We start from the raw sequence: 19,264 nt of genomic DNA on the forward strand, positions 1-19,264 counted from the left end.
GCGAGACGCTTCGGACACATCTTACCCGATTTGACGCCGGATAAGGGAGGATTGAAATTGGAGGTAATATCCAAGTTAGATGCGGCACGTCGGCAATTATTAGCCGCTCTTCATATCCACTGGTATTTGAACGAACCTATCGCAGTATACACCCTTGCCGCGAACTCTTGGGAAGTCTGTAACTCGCTACTCAAGAAAGATGAAAAAATACGAATTCTTCAACAGATCACTGAGGCTTATGGTGCCCCGCCGAAAGAAATTATTGATCTAATCAATGCGCCTCGCAACTTTGTAAAACACGCTGATAGAGACCCTGATGCAGTTTTCCCTGATATCAAAGAAGAGGACTGTGACGCAGTCTTATTAACGGCTTGCCTTGATTACATGTTTGCAAATGGTCGTAGCCCGTACATTATGGGTATTTTCCTTTCTTGGTATTCAGCAATTTATCAAAAAAAAGTTGGCGTCTTCATGGAAGAAACAGCTCAGCTATTATTCCCTGAATTAGCTTTCCTGAACCGTGAACAGCAAAAGAAAGCAGCACGAAAAGTATTATCAAACCCAACCCCGCCACTTATATTTCATGATCATCGTACCGAATTGACCGATAACCACCGGTGGGTACATTTTAAAAAAGTTTTCAACAGTGAAGTCTAAGCCGCCAAACCCTCTATTTCCTTCGACGTTGCCCGGTGACGCGCTTTCTCTGCTTCATAAGCTCTCATCAGAGATTTGTAGCTGGGAAGTTTATTTGAGCGTTGTCCATCCCTGTACATCGACAACATGAGATAAAGCATTCCAGCAAGGCTTTCGCGCTGTTTTACGAAGCCACTAAGCTGCCGACATTCCCACATTGCGAAACCCATGGGGATATGATCCCAAGCCTCAAGCCAGCCGCTCATGTCTGCCTCAATCCACTCAGAGCATGCATGTACGAGGTCACTTACAGCCCAGAGGCTATATTCATCGATCAAGCCCTGTTTGCCTGCCGTTTCAGCCAAGGTGGACAGAACAATTCTCACATGACCGTCACCATATTTCGCGATCAAGCGATTGATTGTGCCTAATGCTCGCGTTTGGCCAGGAAGAGGGTATTTGGTAGCGTCTATAATTTCGATGTCAAACTCTGCGCAAAGAGCATGTGCGTTCGTCATATTTGCCTGCCGTTTAATGATAGTTGCATGAATATATCATCAACATTGTTCCAAATCGCGCTATCAATCGAAATTCTTCATAAAAGTTTTCTGTTACGGTTTATAGTTTTTGTGGGCTGCTATGGAGATTGGGGGCATGACCATCGAAAAAATTGCTCCCCCCGCCCGCTTTTTCTGAATTGCGGATGCGTGTAAGTTCCTGGCGCACGGGTCTGCTGATACAGTTGCGCCAGACATTTACCCACCCCCCGATAGGAAAAGGGCGACGACAGCCCATGAAACAATCGCCGCCCAAAACCCATGCTGGATCATTCCAGTCGCCTCATGGGTTATTCGCCTGTCGGGAATGCGCCGTAGGTCAGAGCCTTGGAGCGCTTCACTGCTAAGCCGATACGCTCTTCACAAAGGATCGCTACAAGGTTGCGAGTGAAGAAGTCAGCATGTTCGGTTGATACCTCAATGCGCGCTTCCCAGCGGTCATAGAGGGTTGCTGCGGTCTGAAACTGCCCGACAAGGAAACTGCCTTGCGTCATTGCCGCAGTATCAACCACGGGGATCCCAAACAGCACCTGAGCTGGATTAGTAGCCGGATTGCCGAGGATATACTCACCATCTGCATTCTTGATTAGACGCATTTGCATCCAGTCTGCCGAGTGAACGACAATGCCATCTGCTGGAAGATCAGCCAAAGCGTTTTGCAAGATAGCAAGACCGAGCGTGTCAATCGCGTTGGGAGTGCCATCAACCACGCCGGGAGTGGCTGCATAGGGCGTTGCATTCGGGATAAGGCCAGATAGGTTCTGCCCGGTGCCGTCACCATTCAACAGCTGGTTTTCTTCCTGAAGCTTAAGACCATAGAGCAACTCACTATCAATGATGCCCTGAAGCTGAGGCGCATCATCAAGCACCTGTCGAGAAGCTGCCACCCAATGCGCAATCGTACGGATAGGGATTTGCGCCATCTCAAAGGTCATATCGCTTTCGGGCTTCAACGCGCCTTCCGCAACGGGCGCTGCATTGTTCACGCGAGTTGTTTGCTTTGGATATTCGACCGAGCCATCAGTTACCCGGATCACTGGCAGCAAGTCACGGATCGTCAAGCGGCGCGTGGGCATGGTTACAGTCGAGTCACGGGCGGGTGTGCCGAGTGCGCCGGCTGATGTGTCGGCACTGGTAATGGTTGCCTTGATTTGCATGCTGTAGCGCGAAGGACGGGCTTGATATTCCGCAAAGCTTTTCAGTTCGGGATTTTCTGCAAACTGTTTGCCAAGCGTCTCAGGCTCAGACGCCAAGTCTGCGTAACGAGAGCGCCGGGCGTCTTTTTGTTCCATTTCCAACATACGAGCATCGAGGCCGGAAAGCTTATCATTGGTTGCACCAAGCTTTTCCATGACCTGTGCAGTGTGATCGCCAAACTTTTTGGCAATCTGAGCGAGTGGATCGCCACCGTCTTTGGTGTGAAGTGTAGCAGCCGAGGATGCCAGATGGGCAATTGCTGCGGTCGTGGGATAATTTTTGATCAAGTTCATTTTAGATCGCCTTTATCTGTTGGGTGGCGCGTTCAATCATGTCGGCCAGCTCAAATGCTTTTTCGTGATCGGCACCGGCAAGGGCTTCCCATCCACCGGCTGCAATGCGAGCAGCGGCAGCACGCGGCAAACCATTGTCGCGAAGCATGTCGATCAGTTCTGATTTTGATTGGAGGGTTTTCACGCCAGATACACGGGCGCGACGATTGGCAGGGAAAACCACGGCGCTAACTTCAACCAAATCCACATCAGTCAGGATCGTCGTGCCGTTGGTGCCGGTTCGCTTGCCTTGAGGGGTGACATAGAAGCCAATCGAAAAGCCAGTGGCGTCACCATGCAAGATATGTGCATGAGCATCCTTGCCGTGGCTGGTATCCAGATTGAGCTTGCCGCGCACGAACAGACCGTAATCATCTTCGTGCATCTCAATCCATTTGCCGATTGGCTGGGCCTGATTGTGGCTCCAAAGCATGGCAGGCATTGAGCCTTCCGCTCTGTGTTCCTGCAATGTGCGCCGGAACGCGCCTTTCTGCACAATATCGCCATAGCTGTCAGGATTACCGCCGAATACGCTGGCATAACCCTCTATCGTTCCCGCCTCTGAACCAGACGAAAACTTTACTTCAAGAGTAGGTGACAGTCGCAAGGACTGTGCAGGGTTTTTCATGTGTAGGGTTTTCTTCATGTCTCACCTACGGTTACGTCAAAACACCGGGCGTTTTGCCCGCTCTGTGCTTCGCGCTCGGTTTGGTAGCCGATACTGCCGAAGGTGACTTGTCGTTGTGGTCCCGGCCAGCCAGTGACGAAACGATCAATTCATTTGGTACTATAATACCGGATTGAGGGTAAATCAATGCTTGGCACTCCCTTCATTCAGCTTAAGAAGATCCAATGCACCATTTTCAATGTTGCGCGCCATTTCACGCATGATCTTCACGGTGGCGGTTTTTCCATTTCGCTGATAGGACTGAGCAGCTGCGAAAGTGAACATACGATCGAGCATCATTTCGACGGACGCTTCCACCTCTCCAACCATGAGATTAGCAGCGCGGTGAATGATCTCGTCACAGACAATCTTGCGCTTTTCTTCCTGCTCACCTTCGATTGTCGTCTTAATCGGCTTCATGATCGCCTCGCTTTAATTTCTCTGAAAGTTTCAGTGCCTGGCATGCTTCATTGATCGACAGACCAAACCGTTCACGCACTTCCGTTACAATTGGCGCTTGATAATGCCGCCAAGTCGTGGCGAGCCATAAAGCTGCTTCATTCACTTTGGGATTGGCTTCGGTCATAGCGACCTCGCTCTGATCAATCGTGCCTCGGTTGCTGCTTGCGATGCTTCCAGAACGGTCAATCCGAACCGCTGGCGCAATCCTTCAATGACGGGGTGAGGTTTCTCACTATCGGGAGTTGTCGCAAGCCAGCGGGCAGCCTCTGTGACACGTGGATTCTTATATTCGGTCATGCTGCACCTCCACCATCAAAGCCGCTGCGCCGATTAAGCTCTTGGCACACAGCCGTCATAAAATCTTCGACCATCTGATCTTGCGTATCCACCGGAACCCCAAGGCGATCCAACTGACTGAACAGTCCGCCGGTAACTTGGCTGATGTAGTATTCCGTCTGTCTATCCGTCTTGTGCATCAGTTTATCAGCCACCTCGCGAATGCGACCAATCCGCCTTGTCAGAGGAAACGGTATAATTTCTACAGGCTGGCGCCACTCTAGGAGATTATACTGTTTCATATCACCCTCCTGCTTTTGCTCTGGCATATCCATTCCCCTCATACGTAGACGCCAAGTCCTGATTTCTCTCAAAGCCCGCCTTAGTATCGTTGTAGTTTGTATATGTAGTATAAGCAGGACTACGGCAGTCCTGTCCTTGGAGGACTGAGCTAGTCCGGTTATTGAGGACTGAGCTAGTCCGGTTTCTCTCTCTCGATTTACGCAGATGGGCCGGCTCGACTTTCTGTCTTTTTCCGCATGCTTCGAATGTTTCCAGGGCCCAAAACATGCGCAGGGTGTATACCGCTCCGCGCTTGTTTCGATTGCTGTTCATCTTGCTCGTTAACGCTTCCAGCATGTCTGGTTGAAGATCAGCTATCCTGCGCTTAACCACAGCTCCAGAAGCGGACAGCCTTTGCAGAGATGTTCTGACCTGTCTCACATCTGATACGTCTGCATACTGGGCGATAGTCTGTTGCGTGGCCCACATGAGATTGGTTTCGCCATCTGCCATCTGCATGAGAGCGTTTGAAACCCGTAGATCCCGCGGGCTGTTCTTATGAGCGGGATGGAAGCCGACTGCGACGACCCAATCATATTTGTTGAGTTCGGGCATCTCCTTTTCCCATGGTCGCTTTGTTCTCTTTGGAGCACTCATGCGCGGTACCTCCGAGCATAATCATCCCAGAGGCTCTCAGCATGACGGGAACACATAACGGCTAGCTTGTGCCAAAAACGGAGACGAAGGGATCGAAATAGTCTCATTGCTTCGCCTCCACTGCTTTTTCCCATTGGGAAATTGTCTTTCGGACTAAGCCGCTGATCAGGTTCGCAGTGAAGACCAGATCGTCAACGTCATCCTTGGACAGATACCAATAATCCGAATTCTTTGTGAGAGCTGAGTGATCCCGCGTGAAATGCTGGTCCAGCTGTAAATGAAGCAAAGAGACGGCATTCTTAGCATCACGTATTGGGCTTTCGAGCTCCATCATTAGAGAGCGAAACGAGCGCTCTGTTGCAGCCGGACACGATTCCATGTTATTTGAATGCATATTCATCATTCCATTTATCTGGGTGTTTGAATTTTGGCTCGGTAGGTTGGTTGGCGCCTCTACCGGGCCTTTTGCTTTCTGGGTTGCCTTCATCACGAAAGCCTTTCTGGAAGATTGTTCAGTACTGTCATTGCAGTGGGTGAAATATCGCCAGCGTGTGTACGGCAGACGCGGATCAATGCCTCTTTGGTGCGGCAGTAACCACGGCTATCGTATCTGGACTGGCCGTGCCTCTCTCCCGCACGGTATTGAAGTATCCACTGAATACCATCTCGACACGCAATCACCCGCCAACGGTCATTCAGGACCACAATAACACCGTGATAATTGGCATCGCTCTCGCGGTGGCTTGGTGTCTGGGTCATGCGGCTTTTCCTTTGAAAAAGGCGATGAGTTCGCCGCGTTCAGCACACCAACGGCCACCAACTTTCTTTGCTGGTATTTGACCAGTGCTGGCCATGTAGAAAGTTTGCCTATCAGTTCTGCCAATGAGCCGTGCAATCGCATTGATTCCCCAAATGAGTTCTATACCTTCTGTTGCCATCGTCGTTTCCTGTTGTAACTTTTTAGTAACCACGGTGATCCATAAACCACGGTGATCCATTGCAGTCAAGACCACGGTGGTGCATATATGCAAAAATTAACCGAGGAATGGTGATGAGCAGAGTAGATGCACAGATAAAACTCCGGTTGCCGGAAGCGCTCAGAGATCGAATTAAGGCGTATGCGGATGCCCATAAGCGTTCGATGAATGCAGAAATCGTTCGCATTCTCGAAAAAGAGTTTCCCGAGGCGCTGGATATGACGGGCCAGATAGAGAAACTGGTTGAAATGTTGGAATTCCTACGTGACGGAAAAGCCAATGATCAGAACGTAGGGACAATGGCGGCTATCATCCAAGAAACAATCGAAGGCATTGTTACGGGCCGAGTTCGTGGCGTTGATGAAACTGCACGGTCGTACATCGAAACCGAATGGCAAAGGTATCAGGAAGACCTACTGAAGAATAATGATTTCAACACATCGTTGGACGAAGAAGAAGTCCGTTCGCTGTATCATTCCGGAACTACTGCCAAATATGTTTGGCCTGATGGAGAGATAGGACCGAAAGAGCAGAAGAGAGAGCGGGGAGCGGGCGCTCCTAAAGATTACGACGATCCCGACTTTCCGGATTAAGCATGTCGATCCGCAAGCGAGAATGGACAACACAAAAGGGCGAGAAGAAATCAGCCTGGGTGGTTGATTATGTCGACATGCAGGGTAAGCGCCGCTTAAAGACATTTGCCCGTAAAAAGGATGCCGATGCTTTTGAAGCCACGGCCAAAGTCGAAGTGCGCGAAGGCGTCCATGTCGCTGATAGCGCCACCGTTACCGTGGATGAAGCTACAAAGCTCTGGATAGCGAGCATCAGGGGATCGGGCCTTGAGCGGTCCACTGTTGAAGATTACGAACGGACACACCGGCTGCATGTATCCCCATTCATCGGTTCATTGAAGCTTACGGCGCTGAACACCATACGGCTGCGGGCTTTTGAAGATGAATTGCGTTCGGCTGAAAGATCGGCATTCACGATCAAGCGGACCATCACAAGCTTAGGGACAATGCTGGCTGATGCGCAGGAGAGGGGCCTTGTTGTCAGAAATGCAGCCAGAGAAATGCAGTCCCGTCGCTCGACCAGCGCAAATCGGTCAGAGAGGCGTCAGAAAGGCCGTTTGAAGGTCGGGGTAGACATTCCGGCCAGAGAAGAGGTTTCGGCACTCCTTGGTGCCGTTTCAGGGCGCTGGAGGCCATTCATTATCACGGCGGTATTCACCGGGCTGCGAGCGTCCGAACTTCGGGGGCTGCGCTGGCAAGATGTGGACTTTGATAAACGCACTGTCCGGGTGCATCAACGGGCTGATCGCTATGACAATATCGGCGCGCCTAAGTCGCTTGCTGGCGAAAGAACCATGCCTGTTCCGCCTCTGCTGATTAATGCGCTGCGGGAATGGAAGCTGCAATGCCCGAAACGGAAAACCGCAAAGCTCGACGCTGAGGGCAATCCCATTATGGTTCTTGATCTGGTCTTTCCGAATGGCGCGGGCAATGTGGAAGGGCTTCGAAATATCCTGCGGCGCGGTGTGCATCCAGCATGGATGGCGGCAGGCGTCACGGTTGAGACCGGGGAGTTTGATAAAGAGGGCAATCCGATCCTTGGTCCGAAATACACAGGACTGCACTGCTTGCGGCACTGGTATGCGTCATGGTGCATCAATCGCAAGGAAGATGGCGGCTTAGAATTGCCGCCTAAGCTGGTTCAGGAGCGCATGGGCCATTCGACAATTGCGATGACAATGGACACATACGGCCATCTTTTCCCGCGCAATGATGATGGGAAGGAACTTGAGCAAGCGGCTGATGCAATCTTTACCGGCGCAAATTGATGCAACATGGATGCAACATGGCGCTAAAAAAGCCCAGAAATAGGCGTGTCGCATTTCATTTGGGATCAGGGGGTCGGAGGTTCGAATCCTCTCGCTCCGACCATTTTTCTCACCAACATCATCTTGTTATTTGCGAAAGCCAGATTGGTTTATCACCCTTATTGGTTTATCGCCCACATTGGTTTATCACGTTGACATGCTGAAACGTGTAAACTATTGCCTTGGTGAGATTATCTCCCTCTTGGTAGATATAGATATGGATCAAGGTTCTTGAAATGGTTGCACGTATTTTCCGTCCAGCTAAGACAGCCATGCAGTCTGGTAAAGCAAAGACAGACCGTTGGGTGCTTGAATATGAGCCGCAGGTTTCGCGTAAGGTTGAGCCCTTGATGGGGTACACATCTTCCCGGGATATGCGGAGCCAGATTCGTCTGACGTTTGACACCCGCGAAGAAGCGATCGAGTACGCAACCCGTAACGGTATTGCCTACCGCCTTTTTGAGCCTCATGAACCCAAAAGGCGTAAAATATCATATTCTGATAATTTCCGTTACGACCGTACCCAGCCTTGGACGCATTAATTTATCTGGTTCCACTCGTGGAATCAGATATGAATAGAAATGTCATTCCGTTCTCGGTCCCGTAGCTCAGCTGGATAGAGCACCGGCCTTCTAAGCCGATGGTCACAGGTTCGAATCCTGTCGGGATCGCCATCCTCTTTTTCGCTACACCTAACCTGCTGAAATTATTTCTGGTTTTTTGGTGTGAGAGTTTAGGCTTAAGCTGTGGGATGGTATGTTCTCTTTTAATTTCTCAGCGCCAGATTTGGCCAGCTTTCTTCCATTAGCTTAGGCAGTGTGAAGCGCTGCCATAGCGTCACTTGTCCAGCCCAAAAGCACCTTTAATTCGGCATTCTTTTGAGCGCTAACTTTATCATGCCTTTGCGTATAGGTTACGGACCGTTCCGGTAGACATTTGACCGTCTGACAGATTTTGTGAACGACATTCCCGCTTGAAATCGAGTTCGCAAAGCTCGATCGTTCCGAAATGGCACATGTCTGCTGAGTGCGCACGCCTCTCGGAAGCACTTTTCAAGTATAATTGTATTCTGAGCAATGTAGGGGTTTCGGGCCGATTTTTTTTGTTTTATGCCACCGTCATGCATCGATTGTGATAGATGAACGCTATGGTTGCATGTGATGCTGAAATTACAGACATTTTATTCAAATAATATAATAGCTTAATTTAGAATTGCCTGGAGAAGACTATGAACATTAAATCGCTCCTACTTGCTTCATCTGCGTTCTTCGTGGGGGTCGCAGGTGCTAATGCTGCTGACGCTATCGTTTATGATGAGCCAGCTCCAACCGTTGATGCCGCCCCCGCATTCTCATGGACCGGTGCCTATATCGGTGGGCAAATTGGATATAGTTGGGGTCGTTCAGAGCTACGCGATCTCCGCCTTAGGCCTGATGGCTTCCTTGGCGGTCTTTATGCTGGTTATAACTTCGATGTGGGTGATAGTGTCATCCTCGGTATTGATGGTGATGCAACCTATAATGATCTCGACAAAGGTTACTCTGTCTATGATCCGAATTTGGGTGGAGATATCGGATCAAAAAGTAAGCTGCGGTGGTCAGGTGCAGTACGTGCACGCGCAGGTGTGGCCTTGGATCGCTGGATGCCGTACGTCGCGGGTGGTGTTGCTTTCGGTAACGTGAAAAATTCGCTCGGTATTGAGCACGACATAATTTCCGCCCGTGCATCTCGCAGCAAAACATTGACCGGCTGGACCGTTGGCGCTGGTGTCGATTATGCAGCAACTGACGATATTATCGTGCGTCTTGAGTACCGTTACACCGACTATGGTCGTAAGAATTTTGGCTATTCCGATCTGGATTACGGAGTGCGTAACAAATTCAAAACTCACGACATCCGTCTAGGCGTAGCTTACAAGTTCTAACGAGTTCTTTTCTCAAAGAAGAAAGCCGCCTTGATCACAGGGCGGCTTTTTTATTTTCCAACTTCTTGCGTCGGATTGTGCATTTATATCATCATTGAGCTAAGGCAAAAGTCCAACAGATGTGGCTGGAAAACCGTATTTAGGCCAATAATAGGGTCTTGGGTTAATGCGGAAGAATTGAATTAATCCGGTTCACAAGGTCGTCGAACTCAAATCTCAATGCTTCAATTTCTTCTTCTTGGCCGGAATTTTGAAAATGTTGTTCAACTTTAGTCTTTATCTCATCGATCTTCGTTTTCAGGTGATCGATTTCTGATTTGAGAATATGTGTCATTACTGAACCTTCAAATGGCGAATTATGGCAGTGAACCGAGATAACTATCCAAGCAAAGTTTGAGACGCAATGCCTTAACGGAATGCGATGCAGCACAAATCGTAAAGGCTCGATAGTTCGTGTCTTCCTCGCATGTAGCTGACCGAGAGAAAATAGCTACAGTCCGTGGTAGCCGGCATAAAGACCTTGCAGATCTTACCAGAAAGGGCCGGGCGAGGGGCACATATCCGCTTCGAGCACTGGGTTTTTGCTTATAAGAGCCGCGCGAGCTACGAGCTAAGCTCTGCACGCACTAACCACTTACGAGCGCGTTAGAAGCGACGACATAAGCAGTGTATAGAATTGCTAGCACGGCAAAAAAGAATATGGCGTAATCCAACAGCTGTTTCATAGCTTTATGGTTACTGTCTTCAACCTTACGCTAGCATGTCGCACGCATTAATTAAGTTTCATGAAGCCTCGCTTGGAGCCAGTTTTTTAATTCACGAGCGCGGGGATAAGCTCGCCATTAGTGCTCACCATGGAAGGCAGGCTAATAGCGAGCATGGACTACTAAGGTCGCGTGATGAAATGGGCCAATTTAAACCCAAGACGGCCTACGATTAATGAAAGCAAGAAGGCTACAGGCCAAGCGATTACGAAGGCTCTTGCCCATTCATGCAGCCCTGCAGCGGTAAAACCCAAATGCAGAACGCTGAAGAAGCCAGTCATTAAGAATGCCATCATGCACGATATGAAGGCTTGAGCGAGAATAATAGTTTTAGCGGGCATTCACACAATTTCCACGAATTATAGGCGGTGTTGCCCGAGAGAACTCAAGCATACGCAGAACCACCTTTATGAGGTTTGGTGCCATGGGTTCGCTAAACGCGACTTTTCTTCCTGTTATGAAGTCCGGAATAACCAACCGGAGGGGAAATTTTTAGCTTTTCCGATCTAAGCGAAATTCAGTTCGTGTCAAGAAAATTCGGTGCATTAACTGCGCCACCGACAGACAAATAAATCAAGCCTGGCGGCGCCTCTTGCGCCACCATTAAATCCGTTGATTGAACTCTTCGCATTAATGGATCCAGAGCCTAAGCAAATTTTATGCGGACTTGGACCAGATGCGAAAGCTTGGAACGTTTACCGTGGGAATCGTCTGTTTCGGTTTTCTGGCATCCGCCGCTTGATAGGGCGGCGAGCGTCTTGACCTCTCCAGGCGGGCTTTCCTTCCACACGCTTGTGGTTTCGGACACGCTTCACGTCGCGATTTTTCGAGCGAACATGCCGCCGATCATAACGTGGGTGATCAGACCGATAGTAACGATTACCACGATAATGCCTGTTTCTATATCGGGGGCCATTGCGATAAACCACGTGAGAGCCGGAATAACGGGCGTATGAAGGCCCATAATCACGATAACCGCCATAGTAACCTGGGCCGTCCACGCAGCCTGCCAAGAATAATCCCAGCGAAAGAATAGTGGTGACAGAAAAAAGCTGCTTAATTTTCATGCCGTCCTCCTGAATTACGCCACTTGCTATTCTATCTATGAGCGCCTAGCGCAAATTATTTGAAATTCCGATTTTTCGGATGCGTCCCATAACAAGCCGTTCAGAAAGACGCTTGGGTAATCAAGCCTTCTTCAGAAATTCGGTTCGAAGCACTAGTCTTTTTACCTGTTTGGTATTGCAGTCTACTTCATCGGGATTATCAGTCAGCCGAATACCTTTGATTTGCGTACCCCGTTTGAGCGTTGTCGATGTACCCTTTACTTTTAAATCTTTTATCAGAGTGACCGTATCGCCATCTTGAAGCTGGGTTCCGTTACTGTCTCGGACGATAATTTCTGTCATTGCAGAATCCTAACTGCTGCATATTCATCTTGCGTGCTTATAGGAATTAGAAATGCCAGTCGCAAGTTAGCGAATGTGTTAGTCAATCTGACCCGGCAAACGGGCCGAGCCTAAAAATCCTTAACGAGGACCGCGGCGAGGGCGGTTCCAGTGTCGATGATGGCGTCCTCCGCGATCCCACCGACGATAATCTCCGCGGTGACGATGCCAGCGACGGCCACGATAATAATCATCCCTATCGGAAATTGCGGCACCAATCGCGGCACCTGCAATTAGCGGAATGCCTATGAGCGCTGCTGTCCGTCCGAAATCATCTGACGAGCCGCCGGACACGCCCTCCCGCATGGCCAAATATCGCGATGACGCCCAACCAGAAAGTCCACCATAGCTTACCTGACACCAGCCATATCCTGCTGTGCAGCTATGGACATCGATCGGCGAGCGATTGGGAATGCTTCCAATCACACCATATCCTGTTCCGGGGCCGGTTCGCACGTTAAGATCTGCTGTGACGATTGCATCTGCAGCCTGAGCCGCACCAGCTACTAACATACCGGCTGTGACAACTGCCGCCAAAAATGACACCTTCATCGCAGTTCTCCTCAACGATAATTTTAAGCTAAACGAAAAGAATTCAATGTGGTTCCCCTGAGCTTAAAGTCCTGCAGTATTTAATCAACAGAACTCATCGCAAATAACGCCAGAGCACCATGACTGCAAAAACTGCCAAACCAATTGCAATAATACCTTGAAAAATAAAAAACCAAGTCATGAGGGGCGCTCCTCGTCACGGCCAGCTAAAGCCAAATTTGCTGCTGATATTAATGCTAAATCCGGCCTTGTTGGAAGCGAGCAAGCGCTTTGAGCGGAACTTTATTGTTCTGGGCCGAAATATTTTGCCTTAAGATCAGCAATTTCTCCGTTCTCATATAGGCTGATAATTGCCACTGAAGCGGGTTTTACGAGATCGCTATCGCGTGGAAAAGCAAATCCGTACTTATCCGGGCTGAAAATATTGCCCACAACTTCAACCGGCTCATGCGGATGCGTGTGTGTAAAATGTTCGAGTACCGGACTGTCTCCGACAATTGCAGCGATTTGGCCTTGGCTAAACGCTTCTACCGCCTCGGGAAGATGATCAAAAGGTACGACAGCAATGGACCTCTCTTTTAGAAACTGCTCGGCAACGCTACCGCTTCGCACACCCACCGCTTTGTCTTGTAGATCAGCCAGCCCGGAAATATTGTTAGTAATATGCGCTACCGTCATCACGCTTGTTATGGATGACGTGACATAAGCCACGACTGCAATACCAAATAACAGCCAGAATGCCTGCCAAATCCTGCCAAGCCAGCCAAAAAGATTCTTTCGAGAGCTTTTCCCGCTTGTCGTGATAGAAATGACTTGGAAAAAATTTTCGGCCAAGCCTTCATGCCAATTCCTAGGAAAGTCTGGGTCAAACCGCCGGTCAAACACCGTCAAGAATAAAGTTGCGGCTAAGATGACAAGTGCGATCCAAGCATAAGCCGCCAAATGTCCAGCATCGCCAAGGTGAGTTATCAGTTCGCTCCAGCCAGTCCCCTTACTATCAGGGATCATGATGCGCAGTCCGGCATCAAACCATGGATGGGTAAAGTCGACAATTTGCGCTCGGTCTTCGGTGATTGTGAGATTGGTGACCGCAGCATCCACTTTGCCATCCGCAACCGCCTGTACGAGTTCACGATAGTTCGGGTATTCAACGAACTGAGACGCGAGATCTAAGCGTGCGGCCACGTTTTGCCATAGATCAACGGCCATCCCACTAAATGCATTGCCCGCTTGCTTATTTACAAACGGTTCACTGACATACACCCCCACGGTTACTGGGCGCGGCTGTGCTTCCTGCGCGAAAGTAACTTTCGGAACAAAACAAAAGAAAAACAGCGCAAAAAACGTCCAAAATACGGTGGAGAGCGAAATTTGCGCTTTATTTATCGACATCGGTAAGCCCCGGCTTGATCACAAGTTTTGGTGTAAAGATAACTTATGTTTAAAACACGAAACTTCCGATTGTTACATATGTTCTTCGCGCGATGTAATATGAAGGTTAACGTTCCTTTGTGTGGAGTGAAGCCGGTTGGTTACTTGTCGCTTATTGGGGGAGGGGGCTGCGCTAAATAGCGGCGAAACCTCGTTCTAAATCGGCAATCAAGTCCTCGACTTCTTCAAGGCCGATTTGCAGCCGGATCACTGGTCCTGCATAATCACGCTTAGAAATTATGCGATCGTGTAGGTGGACTTCAGTTGCGAGGCTTTCATACCCGCCCCAAGAATAACCCAATCCGAATAATTCGAGCGCATTCAGGAATGCATGGGCGGTGCGTTGATCGCCTTTGGCTAAAACGAATGAGAACACGCCCGATGACCCCTTAAAATCGCGCTTCCAAATGGCATGGCCGGGATGGCTTTCTAATGCAGGATGCAAAACTCGATCAACAGCCGAGTTTTCTTCAAGCCAACGAGCTACGGCGAGCGCGCTTTTGCGGTGATGTTCGAGTCGAACGCCCATTGTGCGCAGGCCGCGCAATACTTGATACGCATCGTCTGGCGCCGCGCATAATCCCATTGCGCCATGCGTTTCCAGCAATTGCGGCCAGCATTTCTCATTAGCGGAAATGGTTCCGAAAAGAATATCGGAATGGCCAGCTGGATATTTGGTTGCAGCATGGATGCTGATATCGACACCAAAATCCAAAGCTTTGAAATAAACCGGCGTGGCCCAAGTATTGTCCATCATAATAATGGCATCGTTCTTATGGGCGACTTCAACAATGGCGGGAATGTCTTGAACTTCGAACGTGTTTGAAGCGGGTGATTCGGTAAACACGACTTTGGTGTTCGGCCGCATCAATTTAGCAATGTCACTGCCGATGGCTGGATCGTAATACTCGACCTCGACATTCATCCGTTTGAGAACAGAATCCGCAAAATGTCGGGTTGGATTGTAAATAGAATCGACAAAAAGCGCGTGATCTCCCGGCGATAAAAAGCCCAGCAAAGGAACGGTCACCGCCGCCAATCCCGAAGGCACGCAGACAGTTCCCGCGGAGCCTTCTAAAGCGTCGATCGCCGCGCACAAAGCGTCTGTCGTGGGGGTGCCACGCGTGGCATAAGTGTATTTTTGGTCTCCCGTTACCATCGTCTGGGCATTTGGAAACAAAACAGTCGATGCACGAACCACGGGCGGATTAACGAAACCGTGATAATCGCGTGGCGAATATCCATCATGGGCAAGTCGCGTATTTATACCCAGTTTTTCTGTTTTAATCTGCTTGTCAGTCACGAAAACGCCTCCACACCGTGTTGCATGCTAATCCGCGAGTATCAAACTTCTGCAAATTAACACCAATTGGGTAGAGGAGCAGAAAAACTTGGAATATTGCGGATGTCTATTATTGGATAAAGCGACCATGTGATGGATGCAACAGAACAGTTTAATTTGAATGATAAGTAATAGAAAGAATTTGCCGGAATGACAGATAGCAACATCGGAAAAATTTTTCTTTCTCCATTCCGTGTCGCTTCTGATTTGATGCGAGCACTCATAAAACCGGCTGATGCTGGTGCGCCATCGCCATGGTGTCTGGAAATGACCGCCTTGGCGTTAGTCATACCGTTTATAATCGTGGTGTTGCACATATGGGACGCTCAGATCGTAGAAAGCGCTATGGGAAGTGAACTGCTGGTGCTGCACTGGCTACGGGCGTCGACTGATCTTGTCCGCACATCAGTCTGGGTGGCGATCTGCGGGACAGTATGGCTTTCAACGACATTTTTACTCGCGCCGAATGTCCGATCCTTGTTTAGCGATAGAATTATTCATCTCCATGCATGGGCCACATTCGTGCTTTTATCTATTGTGGTTGGGGGCATCCCCACTGAATTGGCTAAGTTGGTGATCGGAAGAGCAAGGCCGCTCATGCTAGAAGAACTGGGCCCTGCGTATTTTTCACCCTTTAACGGCACGAACTTATTTGAAAGTTTTCCATCCGGTCATTCACTGATGGCAGGGATCCTTTTGATTTCAATTTGGATTTTTTTACCCCGATGGAAACTATTGCTGGTTCCCTTATGTTTGGTTTTTCCAATCAGTCGCGTCGTGGCAGGCGTTCATTATCCAACCGACGTCGTGGCGGGCTTAACAATCGGCATACTCTCTGCATGGTGGGTGGCGCGATATATGGCGACGCGAAATATTATTTTTTACCTAGATAAAGGAATGGCTTTACCACGGGTCTGACAGCAATGAAAAAGACGATATCCGGAAAAAGAAACTCGGCTGTTGTTAGACCAACGCATTGATATCGAATGTTATATTCTTGGTCCTATTGTCCAGCTGCTTTCAAATAGATGCTATCGGTAGTTTTCCTCGAAATCTTCGAATTGGTGTAAATCTAGGTTAATTTTGAAAATGATTTTTCCGCAGTTTGGTTATTTCTGGGTCGTTATTCGCTTGACCAAACCCTATTTTTCGCCTTCGATAGCAATTGTGAAGGAAGCGGTTATGTTGTTTGCGCTCCAAAGAACAATAAGGCCACAAGGTCAGGTGAGGGGCTTTTCGCAATTGCGGCTTGAGGGTAAACGTCTTCTTTTATAGGCTTAAGAAATAAAATTAACAAAAGCGTTAGAGCCAATCGCTCGGCGGCTTCCAGGGAACATAAAGGGTTGCAGGCCAGATGAAAAAAGCAGTTTGGACGGGTGTAGTAGGTGTAGCGGCGTTGCTTGGCGCATCGTGGGGGGCTTCGGCGGACACACTATCGGACGTAAAAGCCAAAGGTTTTCTGCAATGCGGCGTAAATACTGGCCTTCAAGGCTTTGCCGCGCCTGACGACAAGGGAGAATGGTCAGGTTTTGATGCAGATTATTGCCGTGCAGTGGCGGCGGCAATTTTTGGTGATCCGACCAAGGTCAAATTTACACCGCTTAATGCGAAAGAGCGCTTTACCGCGCTTCAGTCCGGGGAGGTCGATGCGCTGATTCGCAATACGACCTGGACGATTGGCCGCGATACTTCGCTTGGCCTCGATTTTCCCGGTATAAATTATTACGATGGTCAGGGCTTCATGATCAATGCCAAGAAGCTGTCTGGCATTAATTCGGCGCTGCAATTGTCGGGCGCGTCCATATGCGTTCAGTCGGGCACAACGACCGAATTGAATATGGCTGATTATTTCCGCGCTAATAAGATGGAATATAATCCAGTCGTCTTCGAAAAGCTCGAAGAAGCAAATGCTGCCTATGATTCTGGCCGTTGCGATGCATATACCACGGACCAGTCGGGTCTTTATGCAACTCGTCTGACATTAGCCAATCCAGATGACCATGTCGTATTGCCGGAGATCATCTCCAAAGAACCGCTTGGGCCCGCCGTTCGACAAGGTGATTCCCAATGGGCGGACGTGATTCGTTGGACTCATTATGCACTGTTGAACGCCGAAGAATTCGGGATCACTCAGGCAAATGTCGAAGAGATGAAGAATTCCGACAACCCCGAAATCAAGCGCTTGCTCGGGTCAGAAGCTGATACGAAAATCGGCACGGATCTGGGGCTTTCCAATGATTGGGTCGTCAACATCATTAAAGGTGTAGGCAATTACGGCGAAATATTCGAACGTAATCTGGGAGCGTCGAGTCCGCTTAAAATCGCACGTGGCTTGAACGCGCAGTGGACCAAGGGCGGTCTCCAATACGGCATGCCGATTCGCTAAAACGGCTGAGGTGATAAATTCGGTGGGACTGTAAAATCTCACCGAATTTATGCCTAGAAAGTTTTACCAATTGCAATGGCTGTTTGGCTGCCCATTCCATTTAGGTAGATTTCCGCAGGCGGAAATGCTCCGAACTTGAAGCCTTTTACTAAGCTACAGTTCAGCTCTGCGGCTTCAAGAGGTTGTATCGTCGCCATCTGTTCTCAGATGCAGGAGAACGCGTAATAGATGGCGGCACATGGCAACCGCGGAAACCCGGTTTGTGCATCCATGTGCGGCTAAGAAAATAGGGAACATATGGCTTCCTTTTCTATACGCGAGAAAACCGACCTCTCAAGAAGCGCCGTCCCACTTCTTTACGACCCTCGGGTTCGTGGCATCTTTTACCAACTAGTGGTTTTTACTGCCTTAGTGGGGTTCATTTATTGGATTGTCGGCAATACGATCACTAATCTTCAGCGCGCAAATATCGCCTCAGGCTTTGGTTTTTTGAGTGGGCGTGCGGGCTTTGATGTCAGTCAATCGCTAATCCCATATTCAAGCGATTCTACCTATGGTCGCGCACTTTTAGTGGGCCTGCTTAATACGCTTTACGTAGCGGTGCTGGGTATTTTTGCCGCCTCAATCATTGGCTTTTTGATCGGGGTGGGGCGCCTTTCACAAAACTGGCTGATCCGAAAAGTCTGCATGGTTTATGTCGAGATTTTTCGTAATATCCCGCCATTACTCGTTATATTCTTTTGGTATTTCGGCGTCCTCTCCGTTTTGCCGCAAGCTCGCGAAAGTGTAGCGCTTCCTTTTGGCAGCTATCTAAATAATCGCGGTTTTTTCTTTCCTGGTATCATCTGGGGCGAGGGTGCCTGGATGATTGGGGCTGCGCTGATCGTTGCTATAATATTGGCCTTCTTGGTCGCACGGTGGTCACGCCGCAGACGAATGGAAACTGGCCAATCTTTTCATACGGTAAGAGCCGTGTTGGGGTTGATTATAGGTCTTCCCTTACTCGCTCTTATCTTTACCGGATTTCCTATTTCCTTCGATTTCCCGCAGCTTGGAACGTTCAACTTAACCGGCGGCAGTCAGGTTAAGCCGGAGTTTTTGGCTTTGCTTTTGGCGCTGTCATTTTATACGGCGGCTTTCATTGCGGAAATTGTTCGTGCAGGCGTTCTGGGGGTAAGCAAAGGACAATCAGAAGCGGCATTTGCTTTGGGATTGCGCCAATCAGCGACAACCCGCTTGGTAATCGTGCCGCAGGCTATGCGGATCATCATTCCCCCGCTTTCAAGCCAATATCTTAACCTGATGAAGAACTCATCGCTCGCTATTGCCATTGGCTATCCGGATCTTGTCGCCATCGGAGGCACAATCCTCAATCAAACGGGGCAGTCGATCGAAGTCGTGGCAATTTGGATGGTGATCTATCTCGGCATCAGTCTAATCACCTCAGGTTTGATGAATTGGTTTAACGCGAAAATGGCGCTGGTGGAGAGATAAG

At 49.2% G+C, this 19,264-nt stretch carries 26 protein-coding genes and 1 tRNA gene; 9 read left to right on the forward strand and 18 right to left on the reverse strand.

Annotated elements, in window-relative coordinates; genetic code table 11:
- Window positions 1–51 precede the first annotated feature (51 nt).
- Complete coding sequence (locus tag C7374_RS08530) at window positions 52–657, forward strand: hypothetical protein (protein WP_210205103.1); 606 nt, start codon at window positions 52–54, stop codon at window positions 655–657.
- Here C7374_RS08530 and C7374_RS08535 read toward each other — a convergent pair.
- From C7374_RS08535 to C7374_RS08580, 11 genes are all read right to left on the reverse strand, one after another.
- Window positions 654–1,154, reverse strand: a complete 501-nt coding sequence (locus tag C7374_RS08535) for a hypothetical protein (RefSeq protein WP_111575200.1) — start codon at window positions 1,152–1,154, stop codon at window positions 654–656. The two genes, C7374_RS08530 and C7374_RS08535, sit on opposite strands and share 4 nt — an antisense overlap.
- Before the next feature lie 329 nt (window positions 1,155–1,483).
- The gene (locus C7374_RS08540) at window positions 1,484–2,683 is read right to left on the reverse strand and encodes a phage major capsid protein (protein ID WP_111575201.1); all 1,200 of its coding nucleotides are present in this window, start codon (window positions 2,681–2,683) and stop codon (window positions 1,484–1,486) included.
- 1 nt (window position 2,684) lies between these two features.
- Window positions 2,685–3,350: an HK97 family phage prohead protease gene (locus tag C7374_RS08545; RefSeq protein WP_111575202.1), complete on the reverse strand. Its 666-nt coding sequence runs from the start codon at window positions 3,348–3,350 to the stop codon at window positions 2,685–2,687.
- A gap of 183 nt (window positions 3,351–3,533) precedes the next feature.
- The gene (locus tag C7374_RS08550) at window positions 3,534–3,809 is read right to left on the reverse strand and encodes a hypothetical protein (RefSeq protein ID WP_111575203.1); all 276 of its coding nucleotides are present in this window, start codon (window positions 3,807–3,809) and stop codon (window positions 3,534–3,536) included.
- Complete coding sequence (locus C7374_RS08555) at window positions 3,796–3,975, reverse strand: hypothetical protein (protein WP_111575204.1); 180 nt, start codon at window positions 3,973–3,975, stop codon at window positions 3,796–3,798. Before C7374_RS08555 ends, C7374_RS08550 begins: the two co-directional genes overlap by 14 nt.
- A complete protein-coding gene (locus C7374_RS16175; protein ID WP_170130232.1) occupies window positions 3,972–4,148 on the reverse strand; it encodes a hypothetical protein in 177 nt (58 codons plus the stop codon). Before C7374_RS16175 ends, C7374_RS08555 begins: the two co-directional genes overlap by 4 nt.
- A complete protein-coding gene (locus C7374_RS08560; RefSeq protein ID WP_111575205.1) occupies window positions 4,145–4,429 on the reverse strand; it encodes a DUF6074 family protein in 285 nt (94 codons plus the stop codon). The genes C7374_RS16175 and C7374_RS08560 overlap by 4 nt, the downstream gene beginning before the upstream one ends.
- Window position 4,430: 1 nt before the next feature.
- Window positions 4,431–5,066, reverse strand: coding sequence for a hypothetical protein (locus tag C7374_RS16250; RefSeq protein ID WP_210205104.1), 636 nt, complete (start codon window positions 5,064–5,066; stop codon window positions 4,431–4,433).
- A 103-nt stretch (window positions 5,067–5,169) separates the two neighbouring features.
- Window positions 5,170–5,553, reverse strand: a complete 384-nt coding sequence (locus C7374_RS08570) for a hypothetical protein (RefSeq protein WP_111575207.1) — start codon at window positions 5,551–5,553, stop codon at window positions 5,170–5,172.
- Window positions 5,553–5,825: a hypothetical protein gene (locus tag C7374_RS08575; RefSeq protein WP_111575208.1), complete on the reverse strand. Its 273-nt coding sequence runs from the start codon at window positions 5,823–5,825 to the stop codon at window positions 5,553–5,555. Before C7374_RS08575 ends, C7374_RS08570 begins: the two co-directional genes overlap by 1 nt.
- A complete protein-coding gene (locus C7374_RS08580; protein ID WP_111575209.1) occupies window positions 5,822–6,004 on the reverse strand; it encodes a DNA-binding protein in 183 nt (60 codons plus the stop codon). The genes C7374_RS08575 and C7374_RS08580 overlap by 4 nt, the downstream gene beginning before the upstream one ends.
- A gap of 113 nt (window positions 6,005–6,117) precedes the next feature.
- On the opposite strand from C7374_RS08580, the gene C7374_RS08585 reads away from it, so the two are divergent.
- The 5 genes from C7374_RS08585 to C7374_RS08605 all read left to right on the forward strand — a co-directional run bounded on the left by C7374_RS08585 (window position 6,118) and on the right by C7374_RS08605 (window position 9,846).
- Entirely contained in the window at window positions 6,118–6,636 is a 519-nt protein-coding gene (locus tag C7374_RS08585; RefSeq protein WP_111575210.1) for an Arc family DNA-binding protein, read from the forward strand.
- Between the two features lie 2 nt (window positions 6,637–6,638).
- Window positions 6,639–7,883 carry a tyrosine-type recombinase/integrase gene (locus tag C7374_RS08590; RefSeq protein ID WP_111575211.1) on the forward strand — a complete coding sequence of 415 codons (1,245 nt, stop codon included), beginning with the start codon at window positions 6,639–6,641 and terminating at the stop codon, window positions 7,881–7,883.
- A gap of 275 nt (window positions 7,884–8,158) precedes the next feature.
- Window positions 8,159–8,464 carry an ETC complex I subunit gene (locus C7374_RS08595; protein WP_111575212.1) on the forward strand — a complete coding sequence of 102 codons (306 nt, stop codon included), beginning with the start codon at window positions 8,159–8,161 and terminating at the stop codon, window positions 8,462–8,464.
- 55 nt (window positions 8,465–8,519) lie between these two features.
- Window positions 8,520–8,596 (forward strand) — tRNA-Arg (locus C7374_RS08600).
- Between the two features lie 554 nt (window positions 8,597–9,150).
- Window positions 9,151–9,846 carry an outer membrane protein gene (locus tag C7374_RS08605; RefSeq protein WP_111575213.1) on the forward strand — a complete coding sequence of 232 codons (696 nt, stop codon included), beginning with the start codon at window positions 9,151–9,153 and terminating at the stop codon, window positions 9,844–9,846.
- A gap of 163 nt (window positions 9,847–10,009) precedes the next feature.
- Here C7374_RS08605 and C7374_RS15925 read toward each other — a convergent pair whose 3' ends face one another.
- From C7374_RS15925 to C7374_RS08630, 7 genes are all read right to left on the reverse strand, one after another.
- Entirely contained in the window at window positions 10,010–10,180 is a 171-nt protein-coding gene (locus tag C7374_RS15925; RefSeq protein WP_158527818.1) for a hypothetical protein, read from the reverse strand.
- A gap of 552 nt (window positions 10,181–10,732) precedes the next feature.
- Window positions 10,733–10,951, reverse strand: coding sequence for a DUF2798 domain-containing protein (locus tag C7374_RS08610; RefSeq protein WP_111575214.1), 219 nt, complete (start codon window positions 10,949–10,951; stop codon window positions 10,733–10,735).
- Window positions 10,952–11,421: 470 nt separating this feature from the next.
- Window positions 11,422–11,592 carry a hypothetical protein gene (locus C7374_RS15930; protein WP_158527819.1) on the reverse strand — a complete coding sequence of 57 codons (171 nt, stop codon included), beginning with the start codon at window positions 11,590–11,592 and terminating at the stop codon, window positions 11,422–11,424.
- A gap of 205 nt (window positions 11,593–11,797) precedes the next feature.
- Window positions 11,798–12,019 carry an alkylphosphonate utilization protein gene (locus C7374_RS08615; RefSeq protein ID WP_111575215.1) on the reverse strand — a complete coding sequence of 74 codons (222 nt, stop codon included), beginning with the start codon at window positions 12,017–12,019 and terminating at the stop codon, window positions 11,798–11,800.
- A gap of 120 nt (window positions 12,020–12,139) precedes the next feature.
- Window positions 12,140–12,610 (reverse strand): SH3 domain-containing protein, encoded by a 471-nt coding sequence (locus C7374_RS08620; protein ID WP_111575216.1) that lies wholly within the window; start codon window positions 12,608–12,610, stop codon window positions 12,140–12,142.
- 282 nt (window positions 12,611–12,892) lie between these two features.
- Window positions 12,893–14,002, reverse strand: coding sequence for a transporter substrate-binding domain-containing protein (locus tag C7374_RS08625; protein WP_111575217.1), 1,110 nt, complete (start codon window positions 14,000–14,002; stop codon window positions 12,893–12,895).
- Between the two features lie 172 nt (window positions 14,003–14,174).
- Window positions 14,175–15,344 carry a cystathionine beta-lyase gene (locus tag C7374_RS08630; protein ID WP_111575218.1) on the reverse strand — a complete coding sequence of 390 codons (1,170 nt, stop codon included), beginning with the start codon at window positions 15,342–15,344 and terminating at the stop codon, window positions 14,175–14,177.
- A gap of 189 nt (window positions 15,345–15,533) precedes the next feature.
- Here C7374_RS08630 and C7374_RS08635 point away from each other — a divergent pair, with 189 nt between their 5' ends.
- From C7374_RS08635 to C7374_RS08650, 3 genes are all read left to right on the forward strand, one after another.
- The gene (locus tag C7374_RS08635; protein ID WP_245412610.1) at window positions 15,534–16,301 is read left to right on the forward strand and encodes a phosphatase PAP2 family protein; all 768 of its coding nucleotides are present in this window, start codon (window positions 15,534–15,536) and stop codon (window positions 16,299–16,301) included.
- 436 nt (window positions 16,302–16,737) lie between these two features.
- Window positions 16,738–17,769: an amino acid ABC transporter substrate-binding protein gene (locus tag C7374_RS08645; RefSeq protein ID WP_111575220.1), complete on the forward strand. Its 1,032-nt coding sequence runs from the start codon at window positions 16,738–16,740 to the stop codon at window positions 17,767–17,769.
- Between the two features lie 297 nt (window positions 17,770–18,066).
- Window positions 18,067–19,263, forward strand: coding sequence for an amino acid ABC transporter permease (locus C7374_RS08650; protein ID WP_111575221.1), 1,197 nt, complete (start codon window positions 18,067–18,069; stop codon window positions 19,261–19,263).
- Window position 19,264: the final 1 nt, after the last annotated feature.

The organism is Falsochrobactrum ovis, assembly GCF_003259955.1.
GTDB classification, from domain to species: Bacteria; Pseudomonadota; Alphaproteobacteria; order Rhizobiales; family Rhizobiaceae; genus Brucella; species Brucella ovis_A.

What these genes read in the sequence shown, in the direction of transcription:
- C7374_RS08535 (WP_111575200.1), bottom strand. Translation starts at nt 1,154, where the DNA reads ATGACGAACGCACATGCTCTTTGCGCAGAGTTTGACATCGAAATTATA.
- C7374_RS08540 (WP_111575201.1), bottom strand. Translation starts at nt 2,683, where the DNA reads ATGAACTTGATCAAAAATTATCCCACGACCGCAGCAATTGCCCATCTG.
- C7374_RS08545 (WP_111575202.1), bottom strand. Translation starts at nt 3,350, where the DNA reads ATGAAAAACCCTGCACAGTCCTTGCGACTGTCACCTACTCTTGAAGTA.
- C7374_RS08550 (WP_111575203.1), bottom strand. Translation starts at nt 3,809, where the DNA reads ATGAAGCCGATTAAGACGACAATCGAAGGTGAGCAGGAAGAAAAGCGC.
- C7374_RS08555 (WP_111575204.1), bottom strand. Translation starts at nt 3,975, where the DNA reads ATGACCGAAGCCAATCCCAAAGTGAATGAAGCAGCTTTATGGCTCGCC.
- C7374_RS16175 (WP_170130232.1), bottom strand. Translation starts at nt 4,148, where the DNA reads ATGACCGAATATAAGAATCCACGTGTCACAGAGGCTGCCCGCTGGCTT.
- C7374_RS08560 (WP_111575205.1), bottom strand. Translation starts at nt 4,429, where the DNA reads ATGAAACAGTATAATCTCCTAGAGTGGCGCCAGCCTGTAGAAATTATA.
- C7374_RS16250 (WP_210205104.1), bottom strand. Translation starts at nt 5,066, where the DNA reads ATGAGTGCTCCAAAGAGAACAAAGCGACCATGGGAAAAGGAGATGCCC.
- C7374_RS08570 (WP_111575207.1), bottom strand. Translation starts at nt 5,553, where the DNA reads ATGAAGGCAACCCAGAAAGCAAAAGGCCCGGTAGAGGCGCCAACCAAC.
- C7374_RS08575 (WP_111575208.1), bottom strand. Translation starts at nt 5,825, where the DNA reads ATGACCCAGACACCAAGCCACCGCGAGAGCGATGCCAATTATCACGGT.
- C7374_RS08580 (WP_111575209.1), bottom strand. Translation starts at nt 6,004, where the DNA reads ATGGCAACAGAAGGTATAGAACTCATTTGGGGAATCAATGCGATTGCA.
- C7374_RS08585 (WP_111575210.1), top strand. Translation starts at nt 6,118, where the DNA reads ATGAGCAGAGTAGATGCACAGATAAAACTCCGGTTGCCGGAAGCGCTC.
- C7374_RS08590 (WP_111575211.1), top strand. Translation starts at nt 6,639, where the DNA reads ATGTCGATCCGCAAGCGAGAATGGACAACACAAAAGGGCGAGAAGAAA.
- C7374_RS08595 (WP_111575212.1), top strand. Translation starts at nt 8,159, where the DNA reads ATGGTTGCACGTATTTTCCGTCCAGCTAAGACAGCCATGCAGTCTGGT.
- C7374_RS08605 (WP_111575213.1), top strand. Translation starts at nt 9,151, where the DNA reads ATGAACATTAAATCGCTCCTACTTGCTTCATCTGCGTTCTTCGTGGGG.
- C7374_RS15925 (WP_158527818.1), bottom strand. Translation starts at nt 10,180, where the DNA reads ATGACACATATTCTCAAATCAGAAATCGATCACCTGAAAACGAAGATC.
- C7374_RS08610 (WP_111575214.1), bottom strand. Translation starts at nt 10,951, where the DNA reads ATGCCCGCTAAAACTATTATTCTCGCTCAAGCCTTCATATCGTGCATG.
- C7374_RS15930 (WP_158527819.1), bottom strand. Translation starts at nt 11,592, where the DNA reads ATGGCGGTTATCGTGATTATGGGCCTTCATACGCCCGTTATTCCGGCT.
- C7374_RS08615 (WP_111575215.1), bottom strand. Translation starts at nt 12,019, where the DNA reads ATGACAGAAATTATCGTCCGAGACAGTAACGGAACCCAGCTTCAAGAT.
- C7374_RS08620 (WP_111575216.1), bottom strand. Translation starts at nt 12,610, where the DNA reads ATGAAGGTGTCATTTTTGGCGGCAGTTGTCACAGCCGGTATGTTAGTA.
- C7374_RS08625 (WP_111575217.1), bottom strand. Translation starts at nt 14,002, where the DNA reads ATGTCGATAAATAAAGCGCAAATTTCGCTCTCCACCGTATTTTGGACG.
- C7374_RS08635 (WP_245412610.1), top strand. Translation starts at nt 15,534, where the DNA reads ATGACAGATAGCAACATCGGAAAAATTTTTCTTTCTCCATTCCGTGTC.
- C7374_RS08645 (WP_111575220.1), top strand. Translation starts at nt 16,738, where the DNA reads ATGAAAAAAGCAGTTTGGACGGGTGTAGTAGGTGTAGCGGCGTTGCTT.
- C7374_RS08650 (WP_111575221.1), top strand. Translation starts at nt 18,067, where the DNA reads ATGGCTTCCTTTTCTATACGCGAGAAAACCGACCTCTCAAGAAGCGCC.